The sequence below is a fragment of the Streptomyces sp. Y2F8-2 genome (assembly GCF_014905555.1).
In the GTDB taxonomy this organism is placed as follows: Bacteria; Actinomycetota; Actinomycetes; order Streptomycetales; family Streptomycetaceae; genus Streptomyces; species Streptomyces cynarae.
The window spans coordinates 528,218-542,918 of record NZ_BNGS01000004.1 but is presented as its reverse complement, the minus strand read 5'-3'; the positions used below and the strand labels follow the sequence as shown (position 1 = coordinate 542,918).

The window sequence follows — 14,701 nt, the reverse complement described above, 5'->3', positions numbered from 1 at the left end:
TCCGAAGGACCCGAGGAGCATGCCTTGCGAACCCGGAAGATCACGAACACCACCGTCGACGTCACCGAGCTGGGCTTCGGAGCCTCCGTCATCGGCAACCTCTACCGGGTCACACCGGCCCAGGACGCGGCGGCCGCGATCGAGGCGGCCTGGGACAGCGGCATCCGGTACTTCGACACCGCGCCCCACTACGGGCTCGGCCTCTCGGAGCAGCGTCTGGGGGCCGCCCTGCGCGATCGGCCCCGCGAGCAGTACGTCGTCTCCTCCAAGGTGGGCCGGCTGCTCGTGCCCAACGAGCAGCCGCGGGGCGTCGACAGCGAGGGGTTCGTCGTCCGGGACGACCTGCGCCGCCAATGGGACTTCAGCCGGGACGGCGTGCTCCGCTCCATCGACGCCACCCTGGAGCGTACGGGTCTGGACCGGCTCGACATCGTCTACGTGCACGACCCCGACGACCACTGGCGGCAGGCCGCCGAGGAGGCCTTGCCCACCCTCGCGGACCTGCGCGACCAGGGGGTGATCGGCGCGATCGGCGCCGGCATGAACCAGTCGGGCATGCTCGCCCGCTTCCTGCGGGAGACCGCCGCCGACGTGGTGATGCTGGCCGGACGCTACACCCTCCTCGACCAGACGGCGCTGGACGACGTGCTGCCCGCCGCACAGCAGCACGGCAAAAGCGTGGTCGCGGTGGGCGTGTTCAACTCGGGTCTGCTCTCCCGGGACCGCCCGACACCGGGTATGAAGTACGACTACAAGGTCGCCCCGCCGGACATCGCCGCCCGTGCCCTGGCCATCGCCGAGGTCTGCGAACGTCACGGCACCACCCTGCCCGCCGCAGCGATCGCTTTCCCCTTCAGCCATCCCAGTATCATCAATGTCACCCTGGGGATGAGGAATCAGGAGCAAGTCGCGCGCAACGTGGAACTCCACCGTCGGCATGTGCCGGAAGCTCTCTGGCAGGACCTTCGCACCCAGGGTCTGATCAGGCCGGACGTACCCACGCGAAACAGCGCGGAGAACACTCCGGGGCAGATGGAAGGGGTGGCGCGCGATGTCGCTGACGGACAAGGCCATTGAGCGGATCCGTGAGCTCATCCGCACCGGGGCGCTGCCACCGGGCTCGAAGCTGCCGCCGGAGCCGGAGCTTGCGGCCCAGCTCGGTCTGTCCCGCAACCTGGCCCGCGAGGCGGTCAAAGCACTCGCCGTCGCCCGCGTGCTCGAAGTCCGGCGGGGCGACGGCACGTATGTGACCAGCCTCCAGCCGAGCCTGCTGCTCGAGGGCCTCGGCGGCGCGGTTGAGCTGCTGCAGAGCGACTCGGCGGCGTTGCTGGATCTGATGGAGGTTCGTCGGCTCCTCGAACCGGTCGCCACCGCTCTCGCCGCCACCCGGATCTCCGACGACCAGCTGGCAGAGGTGAAGCAGCACCTGGACGCCATGCGAGGGGCTCGCGACGACGTCGAACAGCTCAACGCGCACGACGCGGCGTTCCACCGCGCCGTGGTCTCGGCGACGGGCAACGAAACGCTGCTCACCCTGCTGGAGGGCATCTCTGGCCGTACGCTGCGCGCCCGCATCTGGCGCGGCCTGGTCGACGACCAGGCCGGGGGGAGGACCCTCGCGGAACACGAAGCGATCTTCGATGCCCTGTGCACCCGCGACGCCGCCCTCAGCCAGGCCGCCGCACTGATGCACGTGAGTCACACCGAGCAGTGGCTGCGAGAACATCTCAGGAGCACGGCCCTCCTGCAGGAGGTCACTCCGGTGACCGGCAAACACAGCTGACACCAGTCCCCCGTCCACACGCGCCGCTCCGGGACACGGGTTGGGCCGGAGACACCCGCCGGTTCCGGCGGAACGCGGGCTCGGTGAGGCGGTGCCGAATCCGTCGGGAGTCGGCACTGCACGTGAACGGGGCAGTCGCAGCGGATCACACCCACCCGAGCCGTACCCACAGCGCCTGCGGCGCCGAGACCCGGCCGGACGGACCGCCGTGAAGTCGGCACGGGCGCCCTCTGGCGAGCGGCATGACGACGGGAGGAGCAGGGCGCCCAATTGCTCTGGTCACCCTCCTCGGTCTCGGCCGGCTTCGGCTTCGCCCGGCTGAACGCCCCGGGAAAGCGGATCGCTTCCGGGTGTTGCTCTCGACGATGATGCTGCCGCCCATCAGGACCGGCAGTTCGAACGTGTTCGCCCTCAGCGGGTGCGTCGCACGCTCCGGCGCCCGCGCGCACACCCCGCGTGGCCGGGCCGCGTCCCAGTCCGTCACGAGCCCAGGCGCAGACCGGTGTTCGCGGAACCGGTTCGACATGACGATGAGACCGTAGAGCCGGGGCGAGACCCGGTCAAGACCGCTGCGCACCCTTCCTGGGCAGCGCCTGACTGTTGCGCAAAAGACCGCACAGACCATTGACAGTCGACGGGGCGCCTCCTAGCTTCATCGCTGAGCGAACCGGTTCGATAGACGGCGCTCGCGTTACCCGACCCGTTCCTCAGAGCCCCGGTGCGCTGTCGCCTCCTCGGCGAGAATCGAACCGGTTCGCTCGCAGCGCAGCAGAGGAGTCGCCGTGAACATCGGTGAGATCGCCCGGCGGGCCGGTGTCTCGCGGAGCACCGTGTCCTACGCGCTGAGCGGCAAGCGCCCCGTGTCGGACGACACCCGCCGCAGGATCCAGCAGGTGATCGACGAGCCGGGGTACCGGCCCAACGCCGGCGCGCGGGCTCTGGCGAACGGCCGGACCAGCACGATCGGTCTGGTCTTCCCGCCGGCCGGGAACCACTACACGATCAGTCGGCAGGTGCCCAGAAGGCCGGTTCCGACTTCGGCGTCCTGCCCATACCCGGAGCCGCCGGGGGCACCGCCGCGGCCCCGACCGGTGGCGAGTTCGTCACGGTCCCGGTGCAGCAGGACACCGGACGCTACGCCACTTCGCAGAAGCCGGTGTCCTGCCTGACCAGCGACGAAAACCTCTACTACACGGACACCGCACTGTCGTAGGTGGCACCCACCGCCGCCGTACAGGCCAAGCAAGTGGACGCGAACGCCGCACTGAAGCCCTGGGTGGACGCGGTCAAGGCGGCCAAGGTACGCACCAGCGACGGCCTCGGCACCAGGCACCCCCAGATCTCCGAGCAGATGCGGAAGGCCGCCCAGTCCGCGCTCAGCGGCTCCAAGTCGCCCAGGGACCCGCTCACTGCGGCGCAGGTGCAGTCAAGTAGGCACGGGGCAGGGCCCTTCAGATCTGCCCCGGTGACCCTCCACCCCGTCCTGCACCTGGACCGCGAGCAGCCACCTGCTGCTCGCCGAGACGCGCGTTCGGTGCGGCGCCGCCCCTACGACGGCCGGGAGCGCCGGCAACCACTGATCGCCGCCTCAACACGCACACCCACCCAACCCCCGTCCCCTCACCCCGCACCTCGGGAGAGCCGCATGTACTCACCGCGCGTGTTTTCCAGACTCCGGACCGGCGACAGCCCCCGCCGCCGGGCCATCTCCACCCTCGCCGTACTGCTGGCGTCCCTGGCCGGAACGGTTCTGCCGGCCGTCCCGTCGCAGGCTGCCGACACCGGTGTCACCGTCGACTTCTCCACCGCCGGGGGCGCCCCCACCTACCACGCCTCCGGCATGATCTACGGCATGACCCCGAACGGGTCGCTGCCGCAGGACCACTTCTTCAAAGACATCAAGTGGCACTTCATGCGGGCCGGCGGCGCGCAGCTGAACAGCGGCGGCTACGCCACCAGCCTCGCCGACTACCAGACCCGCTGGAACGCCACCCTGGCCCAGTACAAGCGCACCGTCGCCCTCGGTGGAACGTTCGTCATCCTGCCGCACGACCTGTGGGGTGCCGACGGCACCACCAGCCAGGGCTTCCCCGGTGACAACGGCGACTGGACGCAGTTCGACAATTTCCTCAGCCAGCTCTTCTCCGACGTCAAGGCCAACAACATGACGGTGGAGTGGGACCTGTGGAACGAGCCGGACGGCAGCGGCTTCTGGGCCCGGTCCCAGGATCAGTACCTGCAGATGTGGTCACGGTTCTACGCCGCCGTGCGGGCCAACTTCCCCGGCCAGCTCATCGTCGGCCCCAGCATCGCCGGCAAGCCGAACTCCTCCAACACCTGGTGGACCACCTACCTGAACTACGTCAAGGCCAACAAGGCCGCCCCCGACATCTACAGCTGGCACGACGAGCCCGGTGACCCGGCCGCCGACGTCGGCCGTGCCAACTCGACCATCGCCGCCGCAGGCCTGACCAACACCCGTCCGTACCAGATCAACGAGTACGCGACGCTGTCCATGCAGAACCCGGGCGGCGGCGCCTGGTTCATCGGCCGCCTGGAGCGCGCCGGCGCCGACGGCCTGCGCGGCAACTGGGCCTCCGGCACCGCCCTGCACGACGACGAGGCCAACCTGCTCACCAAGAACAGCTCCGGCCAGTACCTGCCGCTGGGCGAGTGGTTCATGTACCGCTACTACGGCTCGCAGACCGGCAACATCGTCAACCTCACCCCGGGCACCAACACCGACGGCCTCGCCACCAAGGACAACACCGCCGGCAACGCCAAGATCCTGCTCGGCAGCAGCGGCAACACGGGCACCGTCACCGTCAACCTCACGGGCCTGAACACCACATCCGTCGTGTCCGACAACCAGGTCCGCGCCGTCGTCCAGCGCATCCCCTACAACAACGGCGCCGCCGTCAGCGGCCCGACCACCGTCTCCGACACCACCCTGACGGTCACCGCCAACGCCGCCTCCGTCAGCATCCCGTGGACGAACGCGAAGGACGGCTACACCGTCACCCTGCTCCCGCCGTCCAACACGACCGTCTCCACGGTCGCCGTGAGCGAGAACAGCGGCCAGTGCCTGGACGACACCCATCTGAGCCTCGCCAACAGCACCCAGTACCAGCAGTACTACTGCGAGGGCGGCTACCAGCAGATGCTCGACCTCAAGCCGGTCGCCGGTCGCGCCAACACCTACACCATCGTCGATGAACTGAGCGGCAAGTGCCTGGACGTCTCCGGCGCCTCCACCGCCGACGGCGCCGCCGTCATCCAGTACACCTGCAACGGCCGGACCAACCAGATGTTCACCCTCAACCCCGTCACCGCGCTCGGCAACAGCCAGGACTACCAACTCGTCGCCGTCCACAGCGGCAAGTGCGTCGACGTCTCCAACGTCTCGACCGCGCCCGGCGCCCTGATCCACCAGTGGACCTGCGACTCCGGGAGCACACTCAGCACCAAGAAGAACCAGATCTGGCGCCTCCAGGGCAAGGCCTGACACATCCCGCCCCGCGGTCCCCTGCTCTCTGTCCGGCTCCTCCGGCACGGGAGCGGGGGGCCGCCCCATGACCCGTTGCCGGAGCAGGCGCCGGTACTTTGTTCGAGCCGTTGCCGGTTCCGTCGATGGCTATGCCTGCCTCGAGTCACCGTCCGTCGATCCGGCACGTCGATCGAGGACACGGCGGCGTTCAGCGCGGAATCACCCAGCTCGGCGCCCAGGTCCCGGCGGCGTCCTGGCCGGTGGCTGTGGCGGCGAGGTGGGCGTGGAGGGTGGCCAGCGCCGGGTGCGGGTTGTCGCGGTGCCAGAGCAGCGAGTGCGGGTAGACGGGCGTCGGGTCGGTCACCGGGATGCGGCGCAGGCCGTGGCCGGCGGGCCAGACGAGGCGGGTCTGCTCGGTCGTGAAGGTGGCCAGGGCCGGGGTGTCGGCGATGGTGTCGAGGAGTGCGTCGGAACCGAAGTTGGGGCCGGTCGCCTCGATGGTGAGGCCGAACTCGGCGACGAGGTCGTCGTAGTAGGCGGCCCACTCGGTACCGGGGACGATGCCGGGCATCCAGATCCGGTGCCCGGCGAGCTGGGCGACGGTCACCGACCGGGCACGGGCCAGTGCGTGGGCGGGGCCGGTGAGGAGTTGGTGCGGCTCGTCGAGAACCCGGACGGCCGCGATGTCCTCGGGGAGGGGCCGCCCGGGCATGGCGACGGCGCGGAAGGACGCGTCGATCTCACCCGACCGGATGGCGGCGACCGCCGTCTCGATGTCGAACAGCATCACCACGTCCAGGTCGATCTCGGGGTGGGCGCGGTGAAACCCGCGCAGCAGACCCGATGGCGCGACCCGCGAGGCGATCACGTCGACGCGCAGCGGACGGTGACCGGTGCGCACGGACGCGGCCGCGCGCTCGGCGACGCGCAGCAGCTCGCGCGCGTGGGGCAGGAACGCCTGCCCGTCGATGGTGAGCTCGGCGCCGCGCGCGGTACGGGTGAACAGCCGCACGCCGAGGTCGCGCTCCAGCGCGGCGATGCGCTTGGAGACGGCCTGCTGGGTGACCGCCAGCTCGGCGGCGGCCTCCTGGAACTGCCCGGCGTCGGCGGCGGCGAGGAAGGTCCGGACGGTGTCGAGATCCATGTCGACACCCTATGGGCACAACTGTTGGTTGTGGCTGGACTGTCCTGCGGTTGTCCGCCCAGCGCTCAGCGCTCCCTGGGACGCCATTGTGACCACTGGCATCGGCGCCGCCGCAACCGTCGCCTGCATCCTGATCGGTGGGGTCGTCGGCCGGCGCAACCAGAATCAGCAACGGTTGGCCCCCGGCTGTGCCCCGTACAACGCTGCATTGACGTCGCTCAGCCTCGTTGCCACTCCGGAGGTCGCCAACGCCGCCGGCGACTTGACCGAGGCCGTTGGACGCCTCGCCCTCATGGTTGCCGACAGCTGTTACTCCACGGAGCCGAAGCGGCTGGTGTCTCCGTGGGTGTCGTTGCCGACCTCCAGGCTGCCCCCGGTGGCGTCCTTGGGGGTGAGCGTGAAGGCGATTCGATGGGTACGGGTCCGTGAGGCCTTCGTATCGGCGTCGGCGTTGACCACCCAGGCCTTGACGCCGCCCTTGGCCCCGGCCTCGCGACGCAGCTCGACCGTGAACTCCATCTGAATCGGGCCGACGTCGAAGCGCACCGCTTCCCCGGCCCCGGCCGTGGCCGCCTGCATCAACCCGTCTCTGATCGCCCTCACCGCGGCGGCGAGTTCGATGTCCTGGAAGTCCGGCACTGACCCTCCTGTCGTCGACTGGTGATCGACGGTAGGGCATGACGCCCCATCCCGTCCTCGTCACCGGCCGCTGAGGCGGCGCCACCAGGGAGACGGTGACTTCGGCGCATCGGATGTGGGGTGGTACCTCAGCACCTGGCGTACCGAACCAGGCGGCAGGCATTCGGCTCCGGTGACCCGCAGATCGCCTGAGGATGCCCAGCTCAGAGTGACCGAGACGTCGGCGATGCCGGCGAGCGCGGAGAGGTCCACGGTCGCCGACCTGCGGCCTGCCTGCGTGAACTGTACGTGCAAGCGAAGTTTCTGAAGCGAAGGAAGCATCCGGGCAAGGAGATCTGCGGTGCAGAGGTCTCCGGTCGCATAGGTGGTCACCTGCGCGCTGGTGACGCCGGGCAGAGGCACCACCTGGGAGAGGTCGGACGGGCAAAGGTCTTCGATGGTGAGGTCCACGTCCTTCAGCGAGGGGAGTCGGCTGAGCGCGGCCAGCTCTTCGGCCGGCACCGGTGCGTCGGACAGGGCGAGCGAGGTGAGGTGCGGCCAGCGACGGATGGCATGGAGGTCGGCGACGGCCAGGTTGCCGAGGAGCCGGAGGCGTCGGAGACCTGTCGGAAAGGGGACGTCCGTCAGTGTGAGGCGGCGTGCCGCGCCGCCCCGATCCCAGCGAAACGTCGCATCGTGGAGTGTCTCCACGTCCTGCAAAGGGGACAGGTCGGGGCCGCTGGGCACGTTCCGGAGTATGACGGTGTTCATATGGAGGCGACGCAGCGCCGAGTAGTCCGTGAGGCCGCCGCAGTCGGAGAGGCACAACGCGGAGAGCTCCGGCAGGTCCACCGCAAGGAACTCCAGGTCGCGCAGGACGTCGTTGGCATCCAGGGTGAAGTCGTCCGGACGGGCGCGGCGCAGCACGGGCGAGAGTGCCTCTGCCGGGAAGTCGCCCGAGCAGGCGAGCACGGGGACCGAACCCATCGTGGAGAGCGCGGAGAGCTGCGCCGCGCTGCTTACGGTGAGGCGTACTCCTGCAAGCGGTGTGTGGACGAGGATGCCTTCTGCGTATGCCCGGGCGTCGAAGCCGTCCCAGGCATCCGCGAGTTCCTGTCGGACGTTCTGGTCCGGATGTGCCCGGAAGGAGTGCAGCACCTGATAGGCGTGCTCCCCGCCCAGCAGGCGGGCGGTACGGACGACCGCGCCGGCCTGCCCCGCGGTGAGCCCCTCGGGCGAGGGGAGCAGGTCCAGTGCCACCGTTCCGGCCTGAGCGAGCAGCTCGGCGTCGGCCGGGCTCTCGGGCGGAACCAGAGCTGCCGCACGCCTCTCGACCTCGGCGCGAACGTCAGGGGCGAGAGCGGTCGCGTGCTCCAGGCACGCTGCGGCAAGCAGGTGCAGCCGCTCGCGCTGCGGCGGGGCGGCCATGTCGCCGAGTTCCAGCAGGCGGCGCAGCAGTATCGCGCGTTCGTCCGCGCGGGCGTGCCCGACCGCCATCCGCACCACGTCCTCCCACTGCGGCTCGTGGGCGTGCGCGGCGACCAGGTTGAGGTCCTGGCCCTCCACAGCGGCCTTGGATCCGAGGTAGTCCTGGAAAGTGCGGTGGATGAATTCGACGGTGTCGGGGGATGGCGCGCGCAGGATTCCACTGCGCAGCAGCAGGTGGTCCAGGACGTCCGCGGCCTGCTCGGGCGCGGCGACCTGGGGCATCGAGCGCAGGCCGTCGGCGACGACCCGCAGCACGTTGGAGCGGTCGGCCTCGGCATGGCCGTTGCGGATCATCCAGTAGGCGAGCTGCTGCAGCAGCCACAGCTGTGCGCTCTCGTTGATCTGCAGATGCGTGGCGACCCTTCGCTGCACGTCGCGCCGGACCAGCAACATGCTGAGCGCGGCCTCGTAGAGCTCCAGCCGGTTCTGCGGCAGGTAGGAGTTGCGGTCACGGTGCAGTGCGCAGATCATCGCGCACATCAGGGGGTTGGTCGCAAGGCGGCCCAAGTCGTTCTTGCGGGGCAGGGAATCGGCCAGCACCTGCTCGTACTCCGCCAGCTGGGCCCGTTCATCCGGGCGCTCGACGGTCCGGGCGGCTGCCTGGTGCCAGCGGCGCATGAAGGCGGTGACGTCCTGGCGGTTCATCGGCAGCAGGTTCAGCTCGGTGAACTGCTGGCTGCTGAGCCAGCCGTCGTCCACCGCCGAGGGCCGGGTCGTCACCAGGAAGACGCAGTCGGGGTAGAGGGTGATCAACTGTTTGAGCCAGTCCCGGGTCCGCTGTCGGTCGCCTTCCTGGATCTCGTCCACGCCGTCGATGAGCAGGAGCCCGCGCCCCGACTGGAGGACCTGGTCGGCCCAGCCTTCGGGCTGCAGGGAGTGCAGCGGATTGCCGACGGCGGAGAGGAAGTCCTGTGGTTCCGGCAACGCATCGCGCCGGGTGAGGGTGCGCAGGGGCAGAACGAACGGCAGGCAGCCCTGAAGGTGCCCGAGCGCGAGGGGAAACTCCCGTCGGGCTGCGGTCACAGCCAGCCACTGCACCAAGGTCGTCTTGCCGGAACCGGCGTGGCCGCGCAGGAGGATGCGGGTCCGGCGTGCGAACGCCGTTTCGACGCGCTGTCGGCCGCCGCCGACCGGATCGTGGAACCGGCCTCCCGGCTCGCCGACCCTGTCCTCCGATCCGGACCTTCCTCTGTGGCGGGGCGCCAGCTCCAGGCTCAGATACGCCGTGTCCAGCGGCCACTGCGCGTGTTCCTGACGGCTGAAGTCGAGCCCGAAAATCCTGAGTTCGTTGTAGAACTCGGCCACGTACGCCGCGTACCGGCGCTCGAACTCGGCGTGCGGGTTGTGCTCGGGATCCGTGAGTTCGTCCACGGTCGGCTGATGACCGGTGTGCTTCACCAGCCGCTCCACGAACTCCGGATCCCCGAAGAGGACGCGGCTTCGTACGGCTTCGAGGCGACCGTGCTGCCAGTTGACGGGGTCGGTCACCACCACACCGATGATCGTTCCCTGCGCGAACAGAGCCGCACCGGACATGCCCGCCCACGGCGAGGAGCCTTCCGTCCGCGCGAGAGGCGGCGTATACGGGCTGTCGAGTACGTAGCGCGAGCGGACCATGCGCGAGCCAGGCTTGAACGTGCCGACGATCTGCTCCGTGTCGAGTCCGTCCTCGCCGTCTCGCTGGATCTGCGGGAAGCCGATGGCTTGGCAGGATTCCATCGGCGCGAGTCCGGAGGGCACGCCCCAGCGCACCGGCTCCAGCTGCTCGGCGAGTTCGGCAGGGATCAGGTCTCGCTTGGCCAGCAGGAGCGCAGCATCGCACTCGCGGTCCTGCCGCGACCACACCACGCGGCATTCGACCTCGCCGACACCGCCGAGTGTCGCGACCTTCGCCAGGTAGCGGTTCTGCACCACGTGTCCGGCGGTGAGGACGAGACGGGGTGTCAGGAGATACCCACTGCCCTGGCGGGTGCCGAGCACGGCGGCGATGCGGAAGCGTTCCGGTCCCACGGGTCACATTCTCCGCAGAAGTAGTGTTCGGTGGCTGCCTGTTGTGGTGGAGTCGCCCGAGCAGCCGGCTGGGCCCGGCCCTGATCCCCGCCACCGCTTTCGTCGCTGTCCGCCCGGCCCCACCCTAGGACATTCACTACCGCCAGGTCGGCGATTCCCGCGGGCCGCGCGCTGCTTGAGCCGGGTGGCGTGTTCTCCTCGTTCGGCGGGCCGTTCCGACTGGCCGACCCGGCTGTGGAGGAAGCGGTTCACGCGGCGCGAGCACCGCTTTTTTGGACAGCGGCGAGATTCCGTCCCCAGACGGGACGCCTCCGGGGCATGACATGCAGTGGCCGGGTACGGAGCTGCAACGGTCTGAGTGGTTCACCGGTGTCCAACGGTCCGTCATCGAACGGCGCTTGAGTGTGAGTGCTCGGGTGTGCTGGGGTGTGCTTGGGTGTTGCTTGCCCGGCGGCCAGCGGCCCTCGACAATCAGACCGCGGGAGGCAGTTCGAAGGCCTGCCTGTACGTTCGCGGTCACGTGATCCGCCCGCGCCACGGGATGTGAGACTGAGGGCATGCTCATACAGTTCCTCGCTGCGGCCGGCGTGCTCGCTGTGCTGACCATGGTGCCCGGGCCGGACATGGCCGTCGTGACGAAGCGGGCCGTGTCTTCCGGATGGCAGGACGGGCTGCGGACGGTCGGCGGCATCACCGTGGGGCTGCTGATCTGGGGTGTTCTCTCGGTCGCGGGCCTCACCGCGGTCCTGGCCGCCTCTGCCACCGCGTACACCGTGGTCAAGCTGGCCGGGGCCGCCTACCTTGTCTTCCTCGGCGTCCAGGCGCTTGTCCACAGCCGCGGCGCCCAGGCGCAGGCCGTGGACATGCCCCCTGCCGCACCTGTCGGCAACCCCTGGCGGACCGGCCTGGTCAGCAACGTCTTCAACCCCAAGATCGCCGTCTTCTACACCGGTCTGCTGCCGACGCTGGCCCCGTCCGGGCTTTCCCCCCACACCGGAATGGCGCTGCTGGTCCTCATCCACGCGGTGCTGACCGCCGTGTGGCTCGGCGGCTACGTGATGCTGCTGGCCAGGGCCCGCATCTTCTTCCAGAAGCCCGCCGTGCGCCGGGGCATGGACCGCGTCACCGGCGCCGTCCTGATCGGGTTCGGCCTGAAGGTCGCCACGACTCAGCCCTGACCATCAGCGCGAAGCGCTTCTTGGCCGCAGCCGCGCCCCTGCCTCGGCCCACGCCGTCGGCTGCTCTGCTGCCGATCGCCCGGGGCAAGCAGGCTGGTCAGCTCGGAGCGCGTTGTTCGCTGAGGACGCCGGGACTCGGGATCCCAGCATCAACATCGACTGGCCTCGTCAGCACGGGCCCCAACGTTTCGCCACCGGCATAGACGATCCGAACCGGCTGTTGCTCGTCGCCGACTGTGACGGCGAGGTCGTGGGCCATCTCGTGGGTGCGCTGCGGGACACGTCTGCGATGCAGCCGGTGAAGGTTGCAACGCTGGTGAGCATGTATGTGCAGCCCGCGTTTCGCCGAGGCCGGATCGGAGGGCGTCTGGTCGCAGAGTTCATCGGCTGGGCGAAGGACGCAGGAGCCGAAGCCGAAGCCGCTGAGGTGACCGCATACTCAAGCAATACCGAGGCCATCCGGTTCTATGAGCGCAACGGCTTTGCGCCCCAGTCGGTGACGTTGCAGACGTCCCTGTAGCCGGGTGCCCTGGCCGGCGCCGCCCGGCGCCGTGCACTGGCCATGCTCGGGGGATCGGGGGGTCGGGGGGTCGGGGGGGCGGGCGGCGGCAATGCAGTTGCCTTAACGTCGCACGCCGACAGCAGACCCTAGAAGAGCTCAGGACCAGGTCGGTCCTGCGCTCTTCGCATGAGGCTCGCCCCCTGTAAGGCTCGACCTGAAGGGGGATGGGAGGATCTTGCCGACAGCTCTGCGCGAGGAGGCAAGGTGGAGGACGGCTCGCCGCACGACCATTCCGACTGGGACGGGGTTGTGCTCTCGGCTCGTGAGCGGGCCCGCTCGCGGCAGGCGCTCATGGTTGAGCGCTACGGCCTGTCGGGCGATGTGCAGTACCACTGGTCACTCGACGACGCGCGGATCACGTGGTCCCGCAGCGGGAAGGCGTTTCTCACGGGACGACTCACGATGATTGGCAGCGTGAGCCTGTCCCAGCAGACCTGGTTGTGGGCCTGGGCCAATGAATCACTGCCGTCCGCAGTCCTGGGCGACATCGAGCAGGTGCGCCGATTCGGAGAGGCGAACGGCTTTCCGGTGCTGCCGTGGCCAGGCTTCAACTATGACCCCGAACTCGTCGCCGAAGCACGAGTGGTCGCAGCTTCCGTGCTCGACGCAGAGGGCCTCTGGGCAGACTCCACGGACGACGCACAGCTGCACTTTGCGATCCACGATCTGAAGCCGGTCGCGGAAGCACCGTGATGGGGTCCTGACGCCAGGACCGCGAGCTTCGGGGCTCGGACATCGAACGTCGACGCCGTCACGTCAGGTCTTGGGCTCCCTTGAGCGCCGGTCTTCCGGCCCGGTGGGTGCTCTTTGGCTTGGCGGTCGGGTTGTGGGCCCAGCGACCTGGCTGCACCGTGTTGCGTCTGGCGCGGGTCCTCAGTACCGGCCATCGGTTTGGCCTCTTGATCGCACGTGGGCAGTCCCGGCTACGGCGGGTCGGTCGGAGCCGGCTGCGTGCCTCCCACCCGGCTTCGGCGAAGGAGCGGGTGAGCTTGGCAGTAGTCGCTCCGAGCTGAGAAGGGGCGCTGCGACGGATGACGCGGACGCACTTCAGGTAGGAGACGCGGTCACTGTCCACGACCGGGTGGGTGAGTGTCGCAGCATGGGCGCGCCCGCCACGGTGAAGACGTGCGCGAACTCGACCGACCAGAAGCCGCGGTCGGCGATGACCAGGTCGCCGGGGCCGGTGGCGACGGCCAGCGGGTAGGCGAGGCTGCGCTCGCCGTTGCGGTAACCGCCGAGGCGGGCATCGAGAGGGGTCGATAGGTGGCGACGGCCAGTTGGCGCTGGAGCTGAAGCGTCGTCGGGGCACCCTGGGCTACCGCGGTCGGTGGCGCGGAACGAACAGAGTGACGGCGGGCCTCAGGGCCAAGGACAGCGCGAACGTCGCGACCCGAGCCGGGGCTCGACGGCTACGGCCGGCGTCCTGCGCAGTGCGCGTGTGTGACTGGTCGCGAAGATCGCTGGGCCGTCGCAACGGTGGTGAACCCCTCGATCCAGGGCAGACGGGAAGTGATCTTCGTATCGGTCCCGTTGGGGGGAGTCCAGCTCGTGGCAACGCCCGTACGCCGTAGGCGACCAGTGAACCCTCGGCGCGCCTTCGATCTGCGCTACACGGCCCTCTTCTTCGGTCTCCTGGCCGCCGTCGTCAGCCTTGTGGGCTTGACCGCCCGGACGGCGATCAGTGTCGCCGAGCAGCGCCCCACCTGGGCCGCCGTCCTCGGAGTACTCGTTCTGACAGCCGCCCTGCTCCTGCGGCGGCGTCGGCGGCACCCGTTCTCCGTCGCACGGACCGCGCGCAAGGCCACCGCCGCGCTGGACGAGGCGACCAGGACGGCACTCGACGTGCTCGATCACGAGCCCTCTCCCGGCGGGGCCCCCGCCGCACCCGACACGGCCGACGGACCGCTCGTCGTACCCGCCGGGCGGACGGATCCCCACGAGACGCCCGCCGTCTCCCGTAACGCCGAGGAGGCCGTCACGCTCACGCCCGACGTGGCGACCGCCCACCCGACGACCGGGCCCGTCGACCTCGAGACCCTGGATCCCGATGAGTTCGAGCAAGCGACAGCCGCCCTGTGCGAACGCGACGGATGCACTGAGGTGGAGGTCGTCGGCGGAGCCGGGGACCTCGGCGCCGACGTCGTGGCCACGGCTCCGGACGGAAGGCGTGTCGTCATCCAGTGCAAGCGCTACGGCGATACCAATCGGGTCGGTTCCCAGGACCTCCAGCGCTTCGGCGGCACGTGCTTCACCGTCCACGGGGCGGATGTCGCGATCGTCGTCACCACCAGCGGTTTCACCGCCCCCGCGCTGGAGTACGCCGAGCAGTGCGGGATCGTGTGCTGGGACCGGGAGGACCTGCAGGCGTGGAGCGACGGCACCGGGCCGGAACCCTGGCGGCCACGGACGCAGGACACCGACGTACGCTGAT

The 14,701-nt window shown here is 69.6% G+C and carries 10 protein-coding genes and 2 pseudogenes; 9 read left to right on the top strand and 3 right to left on the bottom strand.

Annotation, left to right across the window (positions count from 1 at the left end):
* Positions 1-24: 24 nt before the first annotated feature.
* From SY2F82_RS16795 to SY2F82_RS16775, 5 genes and pseudogenes are all read left to right on the top strand, one after another.
* Entirely contained in the window at positions 25-1,077 is a 1,053-nt protein-coding gene (locus SY2F82_RS16795) for an aldo/keto reductase (protein WP_236041527.1), read from the top strand.
* Entirely contained in the window at positions 1,052-1,783 is a 732-nt protein-coding gene (locus SY2F82_RS16790) for a FadR/GntR family transcriptional regulator (RefSeq protein WP_200419874.1), read from the top strand. Before SY2F82_RS16795 ends, SY2F82_RS16790 begins: the two co-directional genes overlap by 26 nt.
* A 782-nt stretch (positions 1,784-2,565) precedes the next feature.
* Positions 2,566-2,784, top strand: a pseudogene (locus SY2F82_RS16785) (LacI family DNA-binding transcriptional regulator); the annotation flags it as partial.
* A gap of 2 nt (positions 2,785-2,786) precedes the next feature.
* Positions 2,787-3,203 (top strand): annotated as a pseudogene (locus tag SY2F82_RS39885) (sugar ABC transporter substrate-binding protein); the annotation flags it as partial.
* Positions 3,204-3,428: 225 nt separating this feature from the next.
* Positions 3,429-5,288 (top strand): RICIN domain-containing protein, encoded by a 1,860-nt coding sequence (locus tag SY2F82_RS16775; protein WP_200420044.1) that lies wholly within the window; start codon positions 3,429-3,431, stop codon positions 5,286-5,288.
* Between the two features lie 190 nt (positions 5,289-5,478).
* On the opposite strand, the gene SY2F82_RS16770 is transcribed toward SY2F82_RS16775, so the two are convergent.
* The 3 genes from SY2F82_RS16770 to SY2F82_RS16760 all read right to left on the bottom strand — a co-directional run bounded on the left by SY2F82_RS16770 (position 5,479) and on the right by SY2F82_RS16760 (position 10,530).
* Positions 5,479-6,414: a LysR family transcriptional regulator gene (locus SY2F82_RS16770; RefSeq protein WP_200419873.1), complete on the bottom strand. Its 936-nt coding sequence runs from the start codon at positions 6,412-6,414 to the stop codon at positions 5,479-5,481.
* A gap of 309 nt (positions 6,415-6,723) precedes the next feature.
* Positions 6,724-7,053 carry a trypco2 family protein gene (locus SY2F82_RS16765; protein ID WP_200419872.1) on the bottom strand — a complete coding sequence of 110 codons (330 nt, stop codon included), beginning with the start codon at positions 7,051-7,053 and terminating at the stop codon, positions 6,724-6,726.
* Between the two features lie 60 nt (positions 7,054-7,113).
* Positions 7,114-10,530 carry a serine protease gene (locus tag SY2F82_RS16760; protein ID WP_200419871.1) on the bottom strand — a complete coding sequence of 1,139 codons (3,417 nt, stop codon included), beginning with the start codon at positions 10,528-10,530 and terminating at the stop codon, positions 7,114-7,116.
* Between the two features lie 557 nt (positions 10,531-11,087).
* On the opposite strand from SY2F82_RS16760, the gene SY2F82_RS16755 reads away from it, so the two are divergent.
* The 4 genes from SY2F82_RS16755 (at position 11,088) to SY2F82_RS16740 (ending at position 14,700) form a co-directional block, all read left to right on the top strand.
* On the top strand, positions 11,088-11,708 hold the full coding sequence (locus SY2F82_RS16755) for a LysE family translocator (protein ID WP_200419870.1): 621 nt from the start codon (positions 11,088-11,090) through the stop codon (positions 11,706-11,708).
* Between the two features lie 112 nt (positions 11,709-11,820).
* The gene (locus SY2F82_RS16750) at positions 11,821-12,228 is read left to right on the top strand and encodes a GNAT family N-acetyltransferase (protein ID WP_200419869.1); all 408 of its coding nucleotides are present in this window, start codon (positions 11,821-11,823) and stop codon (positions 12,226-12,228) included.
* A gap of 246 nt (positions 12,229-12,474) precedes the next feature.
* Positions 12,475-12,963, top strand: coding sequence for a DUF6882 domain-containing protein (locus SY2F82_RS16745; RefSeq protein WP_200419868.1), 489 nt, complete (start codon positions 12,475-12,477; stop codon positions 12,961-12,963).
* An 855-nt stretch (positions 12,964-13,818) separates the two neighbouring features.
* Positions 13,819-14,700, top strand: a complete 882-nt coding sequence (locus SY2F82_RS16740) for a restriction endonuclease (RefSeq protein WP_200419867.1) — start codon at positions 13,819-13,821, stop codon at positions 14,698-14,700.
* The last annotated feature ends 1 nt before the right edge of the window (position 14,701 follow it).

Bases quoted from the DNA above. Each gene is read 5' to 3' on its own strand.
- SY2F82_RS16790 (WP_200419874.1), top strand. From the start codon at position 1,052: ATGTCGCTGACGGACAAGGCCATTGAGCGGATCCGTGAGCTCATCCGC.
- SY2F82_RS16775 (WP_200420044.1), top strand. From the start codon at position 3,429: ATGTACTCACCGCGCGTGTTTTCCAGACTCCGGACCGGCGACAGCCCC.
- SY2F82_RS16770 (WP_200419873.1), bottom strand. From the start codon at position 6,414: ATGGATCTCGACACCGTCCGGACCTTCCTCGCCGCCGCCGACGCCGGG.
- SY2F82_RS16755 (WP_200419870.1), top strand. From the start codon at position 11,088: ATGCTCATACAGTTCCTCGCTGCGGCCGGCGTGCTCGCTGTGCTGACC.